This is a genomic window from Micromonospora sp. DSM 43699, assembly GCF_055517075.1.
In genome coordinates this window covers 89,441-105,053 of the sequence record NZ_JBTMMT010000019.1, presented here as the reverse complement: position 1 = coordinate 105,053, position 15,613 = coordinate 89,441, and the positions used below count along the sequence as shown (strand labels likewise).

Below are 15,613 nucleotides of genomic sequence, written 5' to 3'. Positions count from 1 at the left end.
GGGGAGGGGCGGGCGGGGTTAGGGGTGGGGTTGGTAGAGGGTGAGGGGGTTGCCCGCGGGGTCGGTGACCAGGGCTCGGCGTTCGTGGGGGCCGGTCACCGGGGCGGTGGCGGTGGCGCCGGCGGCGACCAGGCGGGCGACGCAGGCGTCCAGGTCGTCGACCTGGACGCTGAGCACGGTGCGGCCGGCGACGGGTTGCTGGGTGGCGTCGGCCAGGCCGATGGTCACCGTGCCGTCGGTGACGGCGGCGTAGCGGTCGCCGTCGCGGAAGCGCACCGTCAGCCCGAGCGCGGTGTAGAAGGCGAGTTGGGCGTCCAGGTCGTCGGCGGGGACGATCACGTGGCCGATCCTCATGGGCGGAACCTCGGCATGACCTCGCGGGCGAACCGCTCGACGATCTCGATCGACCGTTCGATCGGCAGGCCGAGCCACTGGGCACGGAACACGAAGTGGTTGTAGCCGGCGTCGGCGAAGTCCTGGATCTTGGCGGCGATGTCGTCGGGCGAGCCGAAGAAGAGCGCCTTTTCCTTGATCGCGTCCCACTGCGACTCGAAGAAGTCCATACCGTACTGGACGTACTCTCCGTAGGAGCGTTTCACCGCGTCACCGGCGACGGCGAACGCGGCGTCGGCGGAGTCGGCCACGCACAGATCCCGGTGGATCGGGAAGACCGCGTCCCGCTCGTCGAAGCCGGCGGCCCGCCGCTGTTCGCGGTAGTCGGCCAGGTTGCCGACGGCCCAGTTGCGGCGCACGTTCGACGGGGCGAGCCAGGGCAGCCCCTGCCGGGCGATCCGGGCGATGCCGGTCGGGCCGTTGGCGCCCACCCAGACCGGCGGATGCGGACGCTGCACCGGCGGTACGCTGCACCGCACCCCGTCCAGGGTGAAGTGCCTACCCTCGTGGTGCACCGGCTCCCCGGTCCACAGCTGCTGCATCACCGCCAGCGCCTCGTTCATCCGGGACACCCGGGTACGCCGTTCGATGCCGAACGAGGCGAACTCGGCGTCCCGGTAGCCCGAGCCGATACCGAGGACGAACCGGCCACCGGACATCTGGTCGATGGTGGCGATCTCCTCGGCCCAGTGCACCGGGTGGCCCAGCGGCAGGATGAGGATGCCGGTGCCGAGTTGCATCGTCCCGGAGTGGTCGATGAGCCGGCTCAGCAGCGGCAGCGGCTGCGGGGTGCTCAGCGACGACAGGTAGTGGTGGATACCGAAGACCGAGTCGTAGCCCAGGTCGCGGATGTGCTGGACGTACTCGACTGTCTCACCGACCCGGCGACCCAGGTCGTCGCCGGGGGCGTACTGGTGGTCGAGCAGGATGCCGAACTTCACGCCGGTCGCCTACTCTTCCCGCGACCGGCTGTCGCTGAGCCGGAAGTAGGGCGCCACCAGCCGGTCCCGGTCGGCCAGCGCCTGCGCGATGCCCTTCTCCCGACGCTCCTTGAGGAAGTTCCAGTCCCCGTCGGCGAAGCTGACGTTGGTGGCCCAGCCGTGCCCGACCCAGCCGGTCATCGCTCCGAGGCCCTTGCCCCGGGCCTCCATCACCACCTGCATCATCGACTTGCCCATCATCAGCGAGTCCAGCGGCATCACGGCGATCGCGTCGGCGTAGTCGTCGACCCAGCGTTGCAGTTCTTCGCGTGCGACGACCTTGGTGACCAGGCCCTTGCGTTCGCCCTCCTCCGCGCCGATCGCCCGCATGGTGAGCATGACGTCCTTCATCGTGGTCAGGCCGACCTTCTCGATCCAGTGGTACATGTCCTGCGGGGCGGGACCGAGGTAGCGGAACGCCGGGTGGGTGAACCGGGCGTCCGGGGAGGCGATGACGATGTCGGCCGAGAGCGCGATCTGGAAGTGCCCGCCGTAGCAGTAGCCCTGCACCTGACAGATGGTCGCCTTGAGCGACTCGATGATCGGGCGGGTGAAGCCGGAGCTGAGCACGTTGCGGTCCGGCAGGATGCGCTGGCGCTGGGCCGGTCGACGCCGGGACGCCTTGTCGGTGCCGGTCTTGTAGCCGATGTAGTGGCCGAGTTCGGCGGCGTCCGCGCCGGTGCCGAAGTGCTCACCCTCCCCCTTGAACACGATGACCTTGACCCGGTCGTCGGTCTCCGCCTCCTTCACCAGGTCGCCGACGCGTTCGAAGGCAGCCACCGGAATGGCGTTGAGCCGCTCGGGGCGGTCGAAGGTGATGGTGGCCACGGCCCGTTCCTCGTCCACGTCGTAGCGGACGTACTTGGCGAGGACCTCGGGATCGACCTCCATGTTCTCGACGTCCCACTGGCTTTCCAGCAGCTCGGCTTCGGTCTTCTTCACGGCGGTTCCTTAGGTCAGGTGGTACGGAAGGCGGGGATCACTTCGGTGGCGAACAGTCGCAGCGAGGCGCGGAGCTTCTCGGTCGGCATACCGAGCCACCCGGGACGGAAGATGAGGTGGTCGAAGCCCAGGTCGCGCAGGGCGCTGATCCGCTCGACGAGGAGTTCGGGCGAGCCCAGCAGCAGCGTGTTGCGGACCAGTTCGTCGAAGCGGTCCCGCTGCCAGCGCAGCGCCGGATACTCGGCGTACGTCGAGTACTCGACCCGGGCGTGCGGCAACGCCTCCGCGACGGCCTGTTCGGTGCTCGGCGCGCAGTACAGCTCCACACCGACGGGCCGCTGCACCGTCGCCGGGTCCCGGCCGTACTCGGCGAGCGCCTCGTTGTAGACGGCCAGGTGCTCCGGCAGGAACCGGCGGCTCGGTGAGTTGCCCGGCGCGTACCAGGCGTCGCCGAGCCGGGCCGCCCGACGGACCGCTTTCTTCCCACCGGCGCCGATCCAGATCGGTGGGCCGCCCGGGGTCAGCGGCGGGATGCCGATGGTGGCGTCGACCTGCGGATAGAACTCCCCGTCATGGGTGACCGGGTTCCCGGTCCACAGCGCCCGGATGAGCCGCAGGCTCTCGTCGAACCGGCGGAACCGGGTCTCCGGGTCGACCCCGAACGCCGCGAACTCGTTCTCCCGGTAACCCGCCCCGACGCCGAGGATCACCCGTCCGCCGGAGAGGTGGTCCAGGGTGGCGAACTCCTCGGCGACGTGCACCGGGTGGAACATCGGCAGCAGCAGGATGCCGGTGCCGAGCAGCATGTCCCCCGAGCGCGGGATCAGGCTCGCCAGCATCGAGATCGGCTGCGGGGTGGCCAGGTTGGACTGGAAGTGGTTGATCGTCCACACCGAGTCGTAGCCCAGCTCCGCGGCGAGTTCGACGGTGCCGAACAGGTCGTCGAGGTGCCTGCCGAGGTCGTCGCCGGGCGGGTACTGGTGCGACGCCATGATGCCGAACCTCATCGGCTCCCCCAAGCTGTCGATCGGCTGTCCGTACGGGACACCGCCACGGGGGCGACCCCGTCCGCCTCCGGCAGGGGGGCCGCCGCGCGGCTGATCTTGCCGGTGGCGCTGCGTTCCAGGGCTGGCACGAACTCGATCCGCCGGGGGGTCTTGAAGTGGGCCAGCCGCTCCCGGGCGTACGCGACGAGCCGCGCGGCGAGATCGGTGTCGGCGACCGCGTCGTCGGCCACCCGGACCACCAGCGCCACGGGGATCTCGCCCAGCCGGTCGTCCGGCCGGCCGAGCACCCGGACGTCCCGCACCAGCGGATGCGCCCGCAGTTCGTCCTCGATCTCCTCGGGCCAGACCTGGAAACCCCCGCACTTGATCATGTCCCGCTTGCGGCCGACCAGGAAGAGCACCCCGTCGGCGTCGACGTAGCCCATGTCGCCGGTGTGCACCCAGCCGTCCCGGACCAGCTCGGCCGACGCGGCGACGTCGTCGACGTACCCCCTGGTCAGCGCGGAGCGGACCACCACCTCACCCGCCGCGCCGGTCGACAGCGCGGTGCCGGCGTCGTCGCGGATCTCCAACTCGACACCCGGGTAGACCCGGCCGGCGGAGCCCGGCTTCCACCGACCGGCCTTCATGTCCCGGCCGGTCCAGCCGGCGATGTGCCCGGCCTCGGTCGAGCCGTAGTTGACCAGGATGGGCACCCGGTAGCGCTCTTCGAACGCGCGCCGCACCGGCCAGGAGATGGCCTGCCCGGCGACCAGGACGGACTTGACCCCGTCGAACGGCAGGTCCCGCTCGGCGTGCACGATGTCGAAGACCATGGTGGGCAGTAGGAAGAGGTTGTCGAAACCGAACCGCGCCATCAGGTCGGCGAGCCGGTCGACGCCGAAGCGTTCCCAGACCACCGCCGGCCGGCCGACGAAGTACGCGAACAGCAGCGCGTGCTGGCCGCCGCTGTGGAACAGCGGCAGGGCGACGAGGTTCGGCCTGGCCTGCGGCGCGGCGGTGCCCTCGGCCTCGGTGCCGGTGGTGACCCGGGCCAGCCGCATCAGCGACTCGCGGGTCCCGCCGTGGGTGACGCTGACCGCCTTCGGTCGCCCGGTCGTGCCCCCGGTGAACAGGATGCACGCCTCGGCCTCCGGCCCGACGTCGACCCCGGTGACCCGGACCTCCCGCCGCCACGGCAACGCCGGCACACCGGTCAACGGCTGTGTGGTGGACCGCACCGGCAGCCGGCCGTGGCCGGCGTCGTCAGCAGCGGAGCCGGAGCCGGCGGAAGCGACGGCGGGGACGGAAGCGGCGGAGGCGGTGACCCTTACGGCGTCCTGCGCGGCCAGGAACTCGGCTACCACGTCCGGGCGGCGGTCGTCGACCAGCAGCAGCCGGGGCGCGGTCTTCGCCACCGACTCGGCCAGCTCGGCGGCGTTGTAGAGGCTGCTGACGGTGACCGGCACCGCGCCGATCTTCCAGGCGCCGAAGAGCAGGAACACGATCTCCGGTCCGTTGGTCAGGTAGCAGGCGACCCGGTCGCCGGGGCCGACGCCCTCGGCCCGCAGCGCGGCGGCGACACCCCCGGCGAGCAGGTCGATCTGGTCGAACGTCCAGGACCGGCCGTCCTCGCCGTACAGGCCCGGCAGGTCGGCCCGGTCGGCGCACCGGCCCTCCAGGATGCCGGCCAGGTTGCCGGCGTTCACCGGGTCCCCCCTGGCACGGTCGTGGTGACCCTCGGGATGACCTCCGCGCCGAAGCGGGCGAGCTGTTCCATCGCCTCGTCCTGGCCGGCGCCGACGAACTGGTGGCGCAGCGAGACCTCGGTGATGCCCAACTCGCTCTCCCAGCGGCGCAGCTTGGCGACGATCTCGTCGGCCGAGCCGACCAGACAGTCCTCGGCCAGGTAGCGGTCCAGGTCGAGAGACTGCGCGTCGTCCCAGGACTTGTAGCCGGCGTACTGGCGTTGCAGGTGCGGGCGGACGGCCGCGACGGCCGCCGGGTAGCTGTCGCCGAGGTACGCCTCACGGCTCATCGGGTACTCCCGGTCCAGTGGGAAGCCCCGCTCGGCCAGGTCACCCCGGTAGATGCCGAGCAGTCGGGCCAGTTCCCCGTCGTTGCCCTTGGGGCCGATCAGCCACGGGGCGTCCAGTCGGGCGGCGCGTCGGATCGCGGGTTCGGCGAACGCGCCGATCCACAGTGGTGGGCCGCCGGGCTGGGCCGGGCGCAGCGCCAGGGACGCGCCGGGGACCTCGCCCCAGCTCCCGGCGATGTCGATCGTCTCGCCGTTCCACAGGGAACGCAGGATCGGCACGTACTCCCGCAGTCGCCGCAGCCGGTCCTCCCAGGCGACGCCGAACGCGGTGGTCTCCCGGCGGCGGTAGCCGGCGCCGATGCCGACGGTCAGCCGACCGTGGGACAGCACGTCGAGCGAGGCCAGCTCCTCCGCGAGCGCGACCGGGTTCAGCAGGGGGGCCAGCAGGACCCCGAACCCGATCCGGACCCGGGAGGTGGCGTGGGCGAGGTAGCCGGCCAGCGGGACCGGCTGGACGAACGCCGATCGGGCCAGGTAGTGGTGGCCGAGGTAGACGGCGTGGAAGCCGGCCGCCTCGGCGGCGGCGGCCTGGGCCAGTACGCCGTCGATGCCCTCGGTGGCCGACGCCGACGGGTCGAACTGGGCGCTCAGGAAGCAGCTGATCTTCACCCGGCGACCGCCTCGGGAGTGGGCACGCTGTCGGCGGCGCGCTCCTGGGCCCGGAAGTGCGGGATGACCTTGTCGGCGAACTCCTCCATCGAGCGCAGTGCGGCCTTGCGGTCCAGGGACGGAATCCGCAGCCAGCCGATGTAGTGGTTGATGCCGAGCTGTTCGCGCAGCATCTCGATGGTCTCGATGACGCGCTGGGCCGAGCCGAAGTTGCCACCGTGGGTAAGCGTCTGCTCCAGGGTCAGCAGCTCGATGTTCTTGGCCACGGCCGCGTAGTAGGACCGTTCCTTGGCGATGGCGTCCTCCGAGCCGGGGATGACCTTGCCGACGGACTTGTAGTAGTTCATCGCCGCCTGGGCGGCCGCGCGCAGGCCCTCCTGGCTGTCACCGCACCAGACCTGCTGCATGAACGGCAGGTCGTAGGTGGAGATGTCGAAGCCGTTCTCCCGCATGCTCTGCCGGTAGAGGTCGAAGTTCTTCTGCATGATGCCCAACGGCGTGAAGTTCGGTGAGGTGATGATCGACTCGCCGACCGCGCCGCGCTCCCGGAAGCTCTCCGGGGAGACCGTGCCCTGCAGGATCGGCGGCCCGCCCGGGGTGAACGGCCTCGGGTAGGTGGTGACGTCGTCGTAGTGGAAGATCTCGCCGTGGTAGGAGAAGTTCTCCTGCGACAGCGCGAGCCGCAGGATCTCCAGGGTCTCCTGGTAACGCTGCTTCGACTCCTCCAGCGGGATGCCGAAGCCGGCGAACTCGGCGGGCTGGTAACCCCGGCCGACGCCGATCGAGACCCGGCCGCCGCTGAGCACGTCGAGGGCGGCGATGTCCTCGGCCAGCCGCAGCGGGTGGTGCAGCGGCAGCACCAGGACGGCGGTGCCGATGGTGATCTGCCGGGTCCGCTCGGCGACGGCCATGCCGAAGTTCACCGGGCTGCCGAGGATGCCGTACGTCGAGAAGTGGTGTTCGGCGAGCCAGATCGAGTCGAAGCCCAGCTCGTCGGCCAGCTGGATCTCGTCGAGGGTCTCCCGGAGCACCTGGTGGTCCGAGACCCCGTCGGCCACCGGGAACAGGTTCATGATTCCGAACTTCACGGCCTTCTCCTCATTTATTCCGACCAGCCGGTATGTTACTGCCCCGGCCGATGCCCGGCAAGACTTCCGCAGGTCAGGCCTGCGGTGTTCGACGCGACCCGACGCGCAGCTCCCCGGTCCGCCGCCGGTGCCACGCGCCCCGCCCGCACCGGGCGTCGAGCACGAACGCCCGGCGCAGGAACAGGTGCGGGTCCGCCTCCATGGTGATGCCCATCCCGCCGTGCACCTGGATGCACCGCTCGGCGGCGAAGACCGCCGCCTGCCCGGCCGCCGCCTTGGCGGCGTGCACCTGGATCCCGGCGTCCGGCCGGCCGTTGTCCACCGCCCACGCCGCGTACAGGGTCAGGTCCCAGGCCGCCTTGCGGGCGGTGGCCGCCTCGGCGAGCGGGAACGCGACCCCCTGGAACGAACCGATCACCCGACCGAACTGCCGACGCGTCCGGGCCTGCTCGGCGGCCAGGTCGACCGCCCCCTGCGCCACCCCGCACAGCTCGGCCGCCACCACCAGCGCGGCCCGCAGCGGGCCGGACCCGGCGGGCTGCGTCCGCTCCGGGGCGGCCACCGTCAGGTCCGACAGCGGCACCGCCGGGTCCACCGACTGCCGGGCGGTGGTCCGGAGCGGGTCGGCGAACCAGACCCCGTCCGGGCCGAGGGCGACGACGCCGTCCGCCTGCGCCGCGTACGGCACCAGGGTCCGTACCAGCGGGTCCGGCGACGCCCGGTCGACCCACCCGGAGCTGCCCGGCACGTCGACCGCCGGGGTGAGCACCCGGCGGCCGTCGAGCACCTCGTCGGGGAGCGGACCGGTGCGCCGCTCGTCGCCGCAGAGCAGTTGGACCGCCGCCGCGTGCGCCGGGAACCGGCTCGGCACCAGCCGCTCGCCGAGCGCCTCGACGGCGACCAGCAGGTCGATCAGGCCCGACCCGATGCCACCGGCCGACTCGGGCACCCCGAGCAGCCCGAAGTCCCGCAGCAACGGCCCGTCAGCCGCCGGGGCCCGCCACGGACCGGCCAGCAGCTCGCGGGCGGTGCCACGGTCGGCGTCCGCGAGCGAGCCCACTGTCGCACCGATCTCCCGCTGTTCCTGGGTGAATGTTGCGCGCACCAGACCACTCCGCTCAGCGTGAGCGGGGCAGGCGCAGCACCCGCTCCGCGAGAATCGACTTCTGGACTTCCTCCGTGCCGCCCTCGATCGTGTGGGCGCGGGCGCGCAGGTAACGACGCATCCGGGCGGCGGCGCCGTCGCCGTCGACAAGCACCCCGCCGGCCTCGTCGAGCTGCACGGCGAGCCGGTTGGCGTGCTGCACCACCCGGGCCCACAGGCTCTTGAGCGCCGAGGTCTCCGGGCCGGGGACACCACCGGCCCGGCTCTCGCCGAGCATCCGCATCGACCCGATCCGGACCGCCTCGGCGTCGCACTGCAACGCGCCCACCGCGTCGGCGAACGCGCCGTCGTCGGCCACGCCCCGCTCGACCGCGACGTCGATCAGCCGGTCGACCGCCTGGCGGGCCCAGACCCAGAGGTTGAGCGCCATGCTGCCGCGTTCGAACGCGAGCGTGGTGAGCGCGACGGTCCAGCCGTCGCCGACCCCGCCGAGCACGTCGGCGTCGGCGACGAACACGTCGTCGAGGAACATCTCGTTGAACTCGGTGTCCCCGTTGATCATCTCCAGCGGCCGGACGGTGAACCCGTCCATCGGCGCGAGGAAGTAGGTGATGCCCTGGTGCTTCGGCGCGGCGGCGTCGGTGCGGGCCAGCAGCAGGCAGTGCGACGCGTTGTGCGCGTTGGACGTCCAGATCTTGGCCCCGTTGATCCGCCAGCCACCGTCGACCCGGGTCGCCGCCGTGGTCAGGCTCGCCAGGTCCGACCCGGAGCCGGGCTCGCTGAAGCCCTGACACCAGTACTCGTCGCCGCGCAGGATGCCGGGCAGGTGCCGGGCCTGCTGGGCGTCGGTGCCGTGCGCGATGATCGTCGGCCCGGCCAGCATCATGCCGACCCCGTTGAGCGGGTACGGCGCGCCGCGTACCGCGGCCTCCTCGTTGAAGACGGCCTGTGCCAGCGCGTCCATCCCCCGGCCCCCGTGCGCGACCGGCCAGGACAGGCCGGCCCAGTTGCCGGCGCAGAGCCGGTCCTGCCACACCCGCGACCAGTGCTCACGCGCGTCCTGGGACAGCTCCTCCTGGTCGGGCACGTCCGCCAGCGCCCCGTCGAGCCACCTGCCGACCTCGCGCCGGAACGCCAGGTCGGTGTCGCTGTCAGCGAAGTCCATGCCCACCTCCCACCGGTTCGTCGATGTCGCCGGTCATGCGCTGGCCTCTTCGGCGCGCGTGAGCCGGGCCTTGTAGAGCTTGCCGTTCGGGTCCCGGGGCAGGGCGTCGCGCAGCACGTAGGACTCCGGGCGCTTCGGCTTGGCCAACCGGTCGGTGAGGTAGCGGCGCAGTTCCGCCAGCGCCGCGTCCGGGTCGGGCGCGGTGTCGGCCAGCACGACGTGCGCCTGGGGCACCTCGCCGAACTCCGGATCGGGGGTGCCGACCACGCCGACGTCGGCGACCCAGTCGTGGCTGATCAACGCCGCCTCGATCTCGGCCGGATAGACGTTCACCCCGCCGACCAGGATCAGCTCGGCCGCGCGACCGGTGATGTAGAGGAACCCGTCGGCGTCGACGTGGCCGACGTCCCAGACGGTCATCAGGCCGTCGCGGCGCGCGCCGTCGGTCTTGCCGGGGTCGTTGTGGTACTCGATCCGGTCGTCGCCCTGGCGCATGTAGACGATGCCGGTCTGCCCGACGGGCACCTCGTTGCCCAGCTCGTCGAGGATGCGCAGGGTGGAGATGGAGGCCGGCCGGCCGACCGTGCCCGGGTGGGCCAGCCACTCGTGGGGCCGCGCGACGGTGGTGCCGACCTCGGTCGAGCCGTAGTACTCGTAGACCACCGGGCCGAACCAGTCGAGGATGCGCTGCTTGACCTCGCGGGGGCAGGGCGCGGCGCCGTGCAGCACGTAGCGCAGCGAGGAGATGTCGGCGTCGGCACGGACCGACTCGGGCAGTTGCAGCAGCCGGTAGAAGTGGGTCGGCACCATGCTGGTCCCGGTGACCCGGCGGGCCTGGACCCGGCGCAGGAAACCCTCCGGCGTCCAGCCGTCCATCAGGACCATCGTGCCGCCGGCGTGCAGCGCGCCCATCGCCGGGGTGATGTTGGCCGAGTGGTACATCGGGGCCGACACCAGCCAGGACGCGAACGCGTCGCGCTCCATGCCGAACTCCCGGAACAGCCAGACGTAGGTCAGCGCGCCGGTGTCCGCGTCGACTCCGCTGAGCGGGCGCTTGACCCCCTTGGGCCGGCCGGTGGTGCCCGAGGTGTACATCATCAGTGAGCCGGCCGGGGTGTCCGCCGGGCTCGTCGCGGGCATGTCGGCGGTGAGCGCCGACAGCGGGCGGGCCCGGTCGGTGCGGGGCGTGCCGTCGACGAAGACCTGGATGCCGGGGGCGGCCTCGGCGGCGGCGACCACCACGTCCTCGACCCGCTCGGAGCCGACCACCACCCTCGCGGCGCTGTCGGCGAGGATGTAGCCGACCTCGGGCGCGGTGAGGTGGTAGTTGAGGGTCACCAGGTAGAGGCCCGACTGCATCGCCGCGAGATAGAGCGCGACCAGGCCGGGGCTGTTCGTCATCACCGCCGCGACGGTGTCGCCGGGCCGCAGACCCGCGTGGGTACGCAGCCCGTGCGAGATCCGGTTCACCTCGGCGAACAGGTCACCGTACGAGATCCGCCGATCATCGGCGGTCACGATCGCGCACAGGTCCGGTTCCGCGGCTGCCCAGAGCCGGAACCCGGTCCGCTCCTCGCTCATCGGACTCCTTGAGCTAGATTCCGACCATCCGGTATGTTGGTGTCCCACAGTAAGGGAGCCTCCCGACGATGTCCAGACCCGTGAGCGACGCCCACGCCGCCACCTGGCGGGCCCGCCAGGTGCCGGTCCCCGCCCAGGTCGTCGACGGTGTCTGGGCCATCCCCGTCCCCCTGCACGGCAGCGCCCTGCGGTCCATCACCGTCTTCCTGATCGCCACCGGCGACGGACCGGTCCTCGTCGACGCCGGCTACGACCACCCGAGTTGCTGGGCGTCGTTCCAGCAGTCGGTGGCGGCCGTCGGTCAGCGGGTCGACGCCATCACGGCGGTCCTGCTCACCCACAACCACCCGGACCACGTCGGGTTCGCCGACCGGGTACGGGCCGTCTCCGGCGCGCGGGTGATCATGGGTGGGGCCGACGACTTCGCCACCATGCACCAGCGGCGCGGCACCTTCCTCCAGCAGGTACGCACCGCGCTCGACCTGACCGGGGCCCCGCCCGACGTCGTCGCCGCCATGTACGCCGACGCGGTCGCCGTCGCCGAACACCCGGAGAGCCTGCGGCTCGACCTGGCCCTGACCGGCGAGACCGAACTCCGCTTCGGCGACGTGACCATCCGCGCCCTGCCCGCCCCCGGGCACACCTACGGGCACACCGTCTACGTCGACAGCCGGGGGCTGGTCTTCACCGGCGACACCATGATGGCCGAGGGGCCCACCCAACTGGCCATCGTCAGCCGCCCCGGCGACGACCCGGCGGCCGACCTGTTCCGGACGCTGGCCCGCATCCGCGACCTCGGAGCCGCCATCGCCTGCCCCGCCCACCAGTTCCCCTACCGGGACGTCGCCGCCCGCGCCGAGGCCCTCGCGGCCTTCCACCGCGACGAGGTCGACACGGTCCGCGCCCTGACCCGCGACAGCGGCACCGCGTGGGACCTCGCCCGGCGGATGACCTGGAAGAAGCCGTGGGACGAACTGGGCCGGGGCACCCGGCGGTTCGCCCTCGTGCACACCCTCGCCCTGCTGCGCCACGCCACCCGCGCCGACCAATGACGCCGCACGCGGCACCCGGCCGCACCCGGCCTCAGTCGCGGCGGGCCTCGTCGTACGTCCAGTCCGGGCGCAGCGTCGACCGCAGCTCCCGCAGGGTCCGCTTGAGCACCTTGCCGGACGGGTTGGTGGGGAACTCCGGCACCAGGTAGACCTCCTTCGGCACCTTGAACCGACCGAGCCGCTGGCGGGCGTGCGCGATCAGCGCCTCGGGGGTCAGCCCCGGGCGGGCGACCACGAACGCGGCCGGCACCTCCTGCCACACCGGGTGCGGCGCGGCCACCACCGACACGGCCAGCACCAGCGGATGGTCGGCCAGCACGTTCTCGATCTCGGCACTTGACATGTTCTCCCCGCCGCTGCGGATCATGTCCTTGAGCCGGTCGCGGATGTACAGGTAGCCGTCGGCGTCGAAACAGCCGATGTCACCGGTGTGGAACCAGCCGTCCCGGAACGCGGCCCGGGTCGCCACCGGATCGTCGAGGTAGCCGGGGCTCACCTTCGGCCCGCGGGCGACCACCTCGCCGTTCTCGCCGACCGGCACGTCGTTGCCGTCCGGGTCGACCACCCGGACCTGGACCCACGGCACCGGCAGACCCACCGAGCCCTGCTTGGACTCCTGGTGCGCCGCATCGAGGTAGGTCAGCCCGCTACAGGTCTCGGTGAGGCCGTACCCCTCGATCAGCCGGGCGTTCGGGAACAGCCCCCGGGCCACGGCGAACAGCGCCGGGGTGACCTGGGAGAAGATCAGCCAGCGCACCGAGGACAGGTCCGCGCCGACGATGGTCGCCTCGCGGCGGACCATGTCCAGCATCGTCGCCGCCAGCACCATGCCGGTGACCCGCTCGCCCTCCATCGCCCGCAGCACGGCCGCCGGCACGAAGCGGCGGTGCAGCACCATGCAGCCGCCGACGTGCCAGATGCCGTAGCCGGGCAGGTCGGTGCCGCCGACGTGGTAGAGCGGCGCGACGTTGAGGATCCGGTCGGTCGGCCGGAGCCCCAGCTCGACGATCTGGGCGTGCATGTTCCTGTTCACGTTGCCGTGGGTGAGCAGCACCCCCTTGGGCAGGCTGGTGGTGCCGGAGGTGTAGACGATCCGTTGCAGGGCCGTCTCGTCGAGGGCGGCGTCGGCGACCCGCGCGCCCCGGTGCGCCGCGACGAGCGCCCGCAGGTCGGTCCAGCCGTCGTCGATCGGTTCCAGTGCGAAGCGGCGTACGCCCGGCAGGTCGGTGAGCGCGGCGGTGGTGAGCGCGGCGAACTCCGGCACCGTGGCGACCGCCCCGACCCGCGCGTGCGCCAGCAGCCGGGCCAACTCCCCCGCCGTGAGGCGGTAGTTCAGCGGGACGAAGACCGCGCCGAGTTTCGCCAGCGCCAGCGAGAGGATCAGGAACTCGGGGACGTTGTCCGCCACGATCGCCACCCGGCTGTCCCGGCGTACCCCCTCGGCGGTCAGGCCGGCGGCCAGCGCGTTGACGTCGTCGTCGAGTTGCCGGTGGGTCCACCGGCGACCCTCGAAGACCAGCGCGTCGGCGTCGGCGAACCGGCGGGCGTTGCCGGCCAGCATCGCGGCGAGGTTCGCGGTGCTCACCGGGCCGTCTCCGCCTCGCGCAGGGCCTTCTTCAGCACCTTGCCGGAGTCGTTGCGCGGCAGCGTCGTCACGAGCTGCACGTACCGGGGGACCTTGTAGCGGGCCAGTTCGGCCCGGCAGTGCGCGCGCAGTTCCTCGGCGGTGCCGGTCGCGCCGGGGCGCAGGATGACGAACGCCTTGGGCACCTCGTCCCACCGCGGGTCGGGCACCCCGATCACCGCGACCTCGGCGACGTCGGGGTGCCGGGCGAGGACCCGCTCGATCTCGGCGCTGGCGATGTTCTCCCCACCGGACTTGATCAGGTCGGCCCGGCGGTCGACGAACCACAGGTAGCCGTCGGCGTCGATCCGCCCCACGTCGCCGGTGCGGAACCAGCCGTCACGCCGGGTACGCCGGTTGGCCTCGTCGTCGTTCCAGTAACCGGGCGAGACCTTCTCCCCCCGGACGATGATCTCCCCCTCGACGTCCGGGCCGACCGGCCGGAAGTGCTCGTCGACGATCCGGATCTGCACCCCGGGGAACGGCGCACCGAGCGCGCCCAGCTTGCTCTGCTCGTGCGCGGCGTCGAGATAGCAGACCCCGTTGCACAGCTCGGTCATGCCGAAGGTGTCGATCAGGCGGACGTGCGGCAGCCGACGCTTCACCTCCTGCCGCACGCTCGGCGCGACACCGGCGAAGAGCAGGTAGCGCAGCGACCCCAGGTCCGGCGGGTCGTCCAGGTCGAGCAGCCCGAACAGGATCTGGGCGGCCAGCACCAGGCCGGTGATCCGTTCCTCGGCGGCGATCCGGGCGATGTCGGTCGGCTTGAACGTCGGGGTGAGCACCATCGTCGCGCCGGCCACGAAGGTGGCCAGCCCCGGCGCCTCCAGCCCGCTGACGTGGAACAGCGGGGCGGAGACGAGGATCCGGTCGGCGGCGGTCAACTCCAGTTCGAGGACCTGCGCGAAGTGGTTGGCGGTGAGGTTCCCGCAGGTGTGCACCACCCCCTTGGGGCGGGCGGTGGTGCCCGAGGTGTAGAGCAGCCGGTGCACGTCGGCGGGGCTCTTGTCGGCGTCGGCGACCCGGACACCGGGTGGCTGACCGGCCAGCAGGTCGGCCAGCCGCCGGGCGTCACCGACGACGAGTTTCCCGTTGGCGACCAGGGTCCGCAAGCCGGTGCCGGCCGCCAGCCGGTCCACGTCGGCGGCGAAGTCGTCGTCGTAGAGCAGGCCGGTGACGCCGGCCTGGTCGAGGACGTACGCCTGCTCGTTGACGTGCAGCCGCCAGTTCAGCGGCACCGAGATCGCGCCGAGCCGGCTCAGCGCCAACAACTCGATGACGTAGGTGGCCGTGTTGCGCCCCAGCACCCCGACCAGGTCGCCGTCGGCGATGCCGGCGTCGCGCAGGGCCGCGGCGTGCCGGTCGACGTCGGCGTCGAGTTCCGCGTACGTCCAGCGGGCGGACCCGTCGACCAGGGCCTCGGCGTCGGCGCGGCGCAACGCCTGGCGGCGCAGCGTCTCGGTGAAGTTGCTGCCGGCCATCAGTCGACGCTCCCCCGCCGCCGGGCCAGGATCTCCTCCCGGGACGGCAACGACACGAACTCCAGCAGGTTGCCGTCGAGGTCCCGGGCGGCGAAGGCGGTGATGTACCCGTAGTTGTCCAGCAGCACCCGGTTCGGCGCGGACAGGCACTCCGCGCCCAGGTCGGTCAGCCGCCGGTGCAGCGCGTCCAACTCGTCCAGGGGCACCTCGAAGCTGAGCAGGAAGGTGCCCAGTTCCAGGTGACCGGCGGTGGCGGTGCGGGTCTTGACGCCGTTCCACTCGATGAGTTCGAGCTGGCCGACCCGGCTGGGGCCCTGGAGGTACTGGACCCGGCCGGTGGTGCCGGCGGGCAACCCCAGCGACACCTCGATCCCCGGCCCGCCGACGTCGGTACGCAGCGTCCGGCGGTAACCCAGGGCCCGCTCGTAGAAGTCCGCGGCGCGGTCGACGTCCGAGACGGTCATGGCCACGTGGTGCACTTCGCTGACCGGCATGATGCCTGCCTTCCG

At 72.1% G+C, this 15,613-nt stretch carries 14 protein-coding genes; 1 reads left to right on the top strand and 13 read right to left on the bottom strand.

The genetic code is table 11. The features are described from left to right. Positions 1-18: 18 nt before the first annotated feature. The 10 genes from AC0AIB_RS12980 to AC0AIB_RS12935 form a co-directional block, all read right to left on the bottom strand. Positions 19-354: a VOC family protein gene (locus AC0AIB_RS12980; RefSeq protein ID WP_328346036.1), complete on the bottom strand. Its 336-nt coding sequence runs from the start codon at positions 352-354 to the stop codon at positions 19-21. Further along, positions 351-1,334 carry an LLM class flavin-dependent oxidoreductase gene (locus tag AC0AIB_RS12975; RefSeq protein WP_465096736.1) on the bottom strand — a complete coding sequence of 328 codons (984 nt, stop codon included), beginning with the start codon at positions 1,332-1,334 and terminating at the stop codon, positions 351-353. The genes AC0AIB_RS12980 and AC0AIB_RS12975 overlap by 4 nt, the downstream gene beginning before the upstream one ends. Positions 1,335-1,343: 9 nt before the next feature. Further along, the gene (locus AC0AIB_RS12970; protein ID WP_091246929.1) at positions 1,344-2,315 is read right to left on the bottom strand and encodes an enoyl-CoA hydratase/isomerase family protein; all 972 of its coding nucleotides are present in this window, start codon (positions 2,313-2,315) and stop codon (positions 1,344-1,346) included. Positions 2,316-2,329: 14 nt separating this feature from the next. Further along, positions 2,330-3,322, bottom strand: a complete 993-nt coding sequence (locus AC0AIB_RS12965) for an LLM class flavin-dependent oxidoreductase (RefSeq protein WP_328346029.1) — start codon at positions 3,320-3,322, stop codon at positions 2,330-2,332. Beyond that, positions 3,319-5,010: a class I adenylate-forming enzyme family protein gene (locus AC0AIB_RS12960; protein ID WP_328346027.1), complete on the bottom strand. Its 1,692-nt coding sequence runs from the start codon at positions 5,008-5,010 to the stop codon at positions 3,319-3,321. The genes AC0AIB_RS12965 and AC0AIB_RS12960 overlap by 4 nt, the downstream gene beginning before the upstream one ends. After that, on the bottom strand, positions 5,007-6,008 hold the full coding sequence (locus AC0AIB_RS12955; RefSeq protein ID WP_465096735.1) for an LLM class flavin-dependent oxidoreductase: 1,002 nt from the start codon (positions 6,006-6,008) through the stop codon (positions 5,007-5,009). Before AC0AIB_RS12955 ends, AC0AIB_RS12960 begins: the two co-directional genes overlap by 4 nt. After that, entirely contained in the window at positions 6,005-7,096 is a 1,092-nt protein-coding gene (locus AC0AIB_RS12950; RefSeq protein WP_465096734.1) for an LLM class flavin-dependent oxidoreductase, read from the bottom strand. Before AC0AIB_RS12950 ends, AC0AIB_RS12955 begins: the two co-directional genes overlap by 4 nt. A 73-nt stretch (positions 7,097-7,169) precedes the next feature. Further along, on the bottom strand, positions 7,170-8,201 hold the full coding sequence (locus AC0AIB_RS12945; RefSeq protein WP_465096733.1) for an acyl-CoA dehydrogenase family protein: 1,032 nt from the start codon (positions 8,199-8,201) through the stop codon (positions 7,170-7,172). Positions 8,202-8,214: 13 nt separating this feature from the next. Next, a complete protein-coding gene (locus AC0AIB_RS12940; protein WP_465096732.1) occupies positions 8,215-9,366 on the bottom strand; it encodes an acyl-CoA dehydrogenase family protein in 1,152 nt (383 codons plus the stop codon). Between the two features lie 33 nt (positions 9,367-9,399). Continuing rightward, positions 9,400-10,947: an AMP-binding protein gene (locus AC0AIB_RS12935; RefSeq protein WP_363674495.1), complete on the bottom strand. Its 1,548-nt coding sequence runs from the start codon at positions 10,945-10,947 to the stop codon at positions 9,400-9,402. Positions 10,948-11,015: 68 nt separating this feature from the next. Here AC0AIB_RS12935 and AC0AIB_RS12930 point away from each other — a divergent pair, with 68 nt between their 5' ends. Further along, the gene (locus tag AC0AIB_RS12930) at positions 11,016-11,999 is read left to right on the top strand and encodes an MBL fold metallo-hydrolase (protein WP_328346014.1); all 984 of its coding nucleotides are present in this window, start codon (positions 11,016-11,018) and stop codon (positions 11,997-11,999) included. 31 nt (positions 12,000-12,030) lie between these two features. Here AC0AIB_RS12930 and AC0AIB_RS12925 read toward each other — a convergent pair whose 3' ends face one another. Genes AC0AIB_RS12925 through AC0AIB_RS12915 form a run of 3 tightly spaced genes read right to left on the bottom strand, consistent with a single transcriptional unit; the run spans position 12,031 to position 15,598 of the window. Then, positions 12,031-13,584 (bottom strand): class I adenylate-forming enzyme family protein, encoded by a 1,554-nt coding sequence (locus AC0AIB_RS12925; RefSeq protein WP_465096731.1) that lies wholly within the window; start codon positions 13,582-13,584, stop codon positions 12,031-12,033. Beyond that, the gene (locus tag AC0AIB_RS12920) at positions 13,581-15,104 is read right to left on the bottom strand and encodes a class I adenylate-forming enzyme family protein (protein ID WP_328346010.1); all 1,524 of its coding nucleotides are present in this window, start codon (positions 15,102-15,104) and stop codon (positions 13,581-13,583) included. Before AC0AIB_RS12920 ends, AC0AIB_RS12925 begins: the two co-directional genes overlap by 4 nt. Continuing rightward, complete coding sequence (locus AC0AIB_RS12915; protein ID WP_328346008.1) at positions 15,104-15,598, bottom strand: VOC family protein; 495 nt, start codon at positions 15,596-15,598, stop codon at positions 15,104-15,106. Before AC0AIB_RS12915 ends, AC0AIB_RS12920 begins: the two co-directional genes overlap by 1 nt. Positions 15,599-15,613 lie beyond the last annotated feature (15 nt).

What these genes read in the sequence shown, in the direction of transcription:
- AC0AIB_RS12980 (WP_328346036.1), bottom strand. Translation starts at nt 354, where the DNA reads ATGAGGATCGGCCACGTGATCGTCCCCGCCGACGACCTGGACGCCCAA.
- AC0AIB_RS12965 (WP_328346029.1), bottom strand. Translation starts at nt 3,322, where the DNA reads ATGAGGTTCGGCATCATGGCGTCGCACCAGTACCCGCCCGGCGACGAC.
- AC0AIB_RS12940 (WP_465096732.1), bottom strand. Translation starts at nt 9,366, where the DNA reads ATGGACTTCGCTGACAGCGACACCGACCTGGCGTTCCGGCGCGAGGTC.
- AC0AIB_RS12935 (WP_363674495.1), bottom strand. Translation starts at nt 10,947, where the DNA reads ATGAGCGAGGAGCGGACCGGGTTCCGGCTCTGGGCAGCCGCGGAACCG.
- AC0AIB_RS12930 (WP_328346014.1), top strand. Translation starts at nt 11,016, where the DNA reads ATGTCCAGACCCGTGAGCGACGCCCACGCCGCCACCTGGCGGGCCCGC.
- AC0AIB_RS12920 (WP_328346010.1), bottom strand. Translation starts at nt 15,104, where the DNA reads ATGGCCGGCAGCAACTTCACCGAGACGCTGCGCCGCCAGGCGTTGCGC.
- AC0AIB_RS12915 (WP_328346008.1), bottom strand. Translation starts at nt 15,598, where the DNA reads ATGCCGGTCAGCGAAGTGCACCACGTGGCCATGACCGTCTCGGACGTC.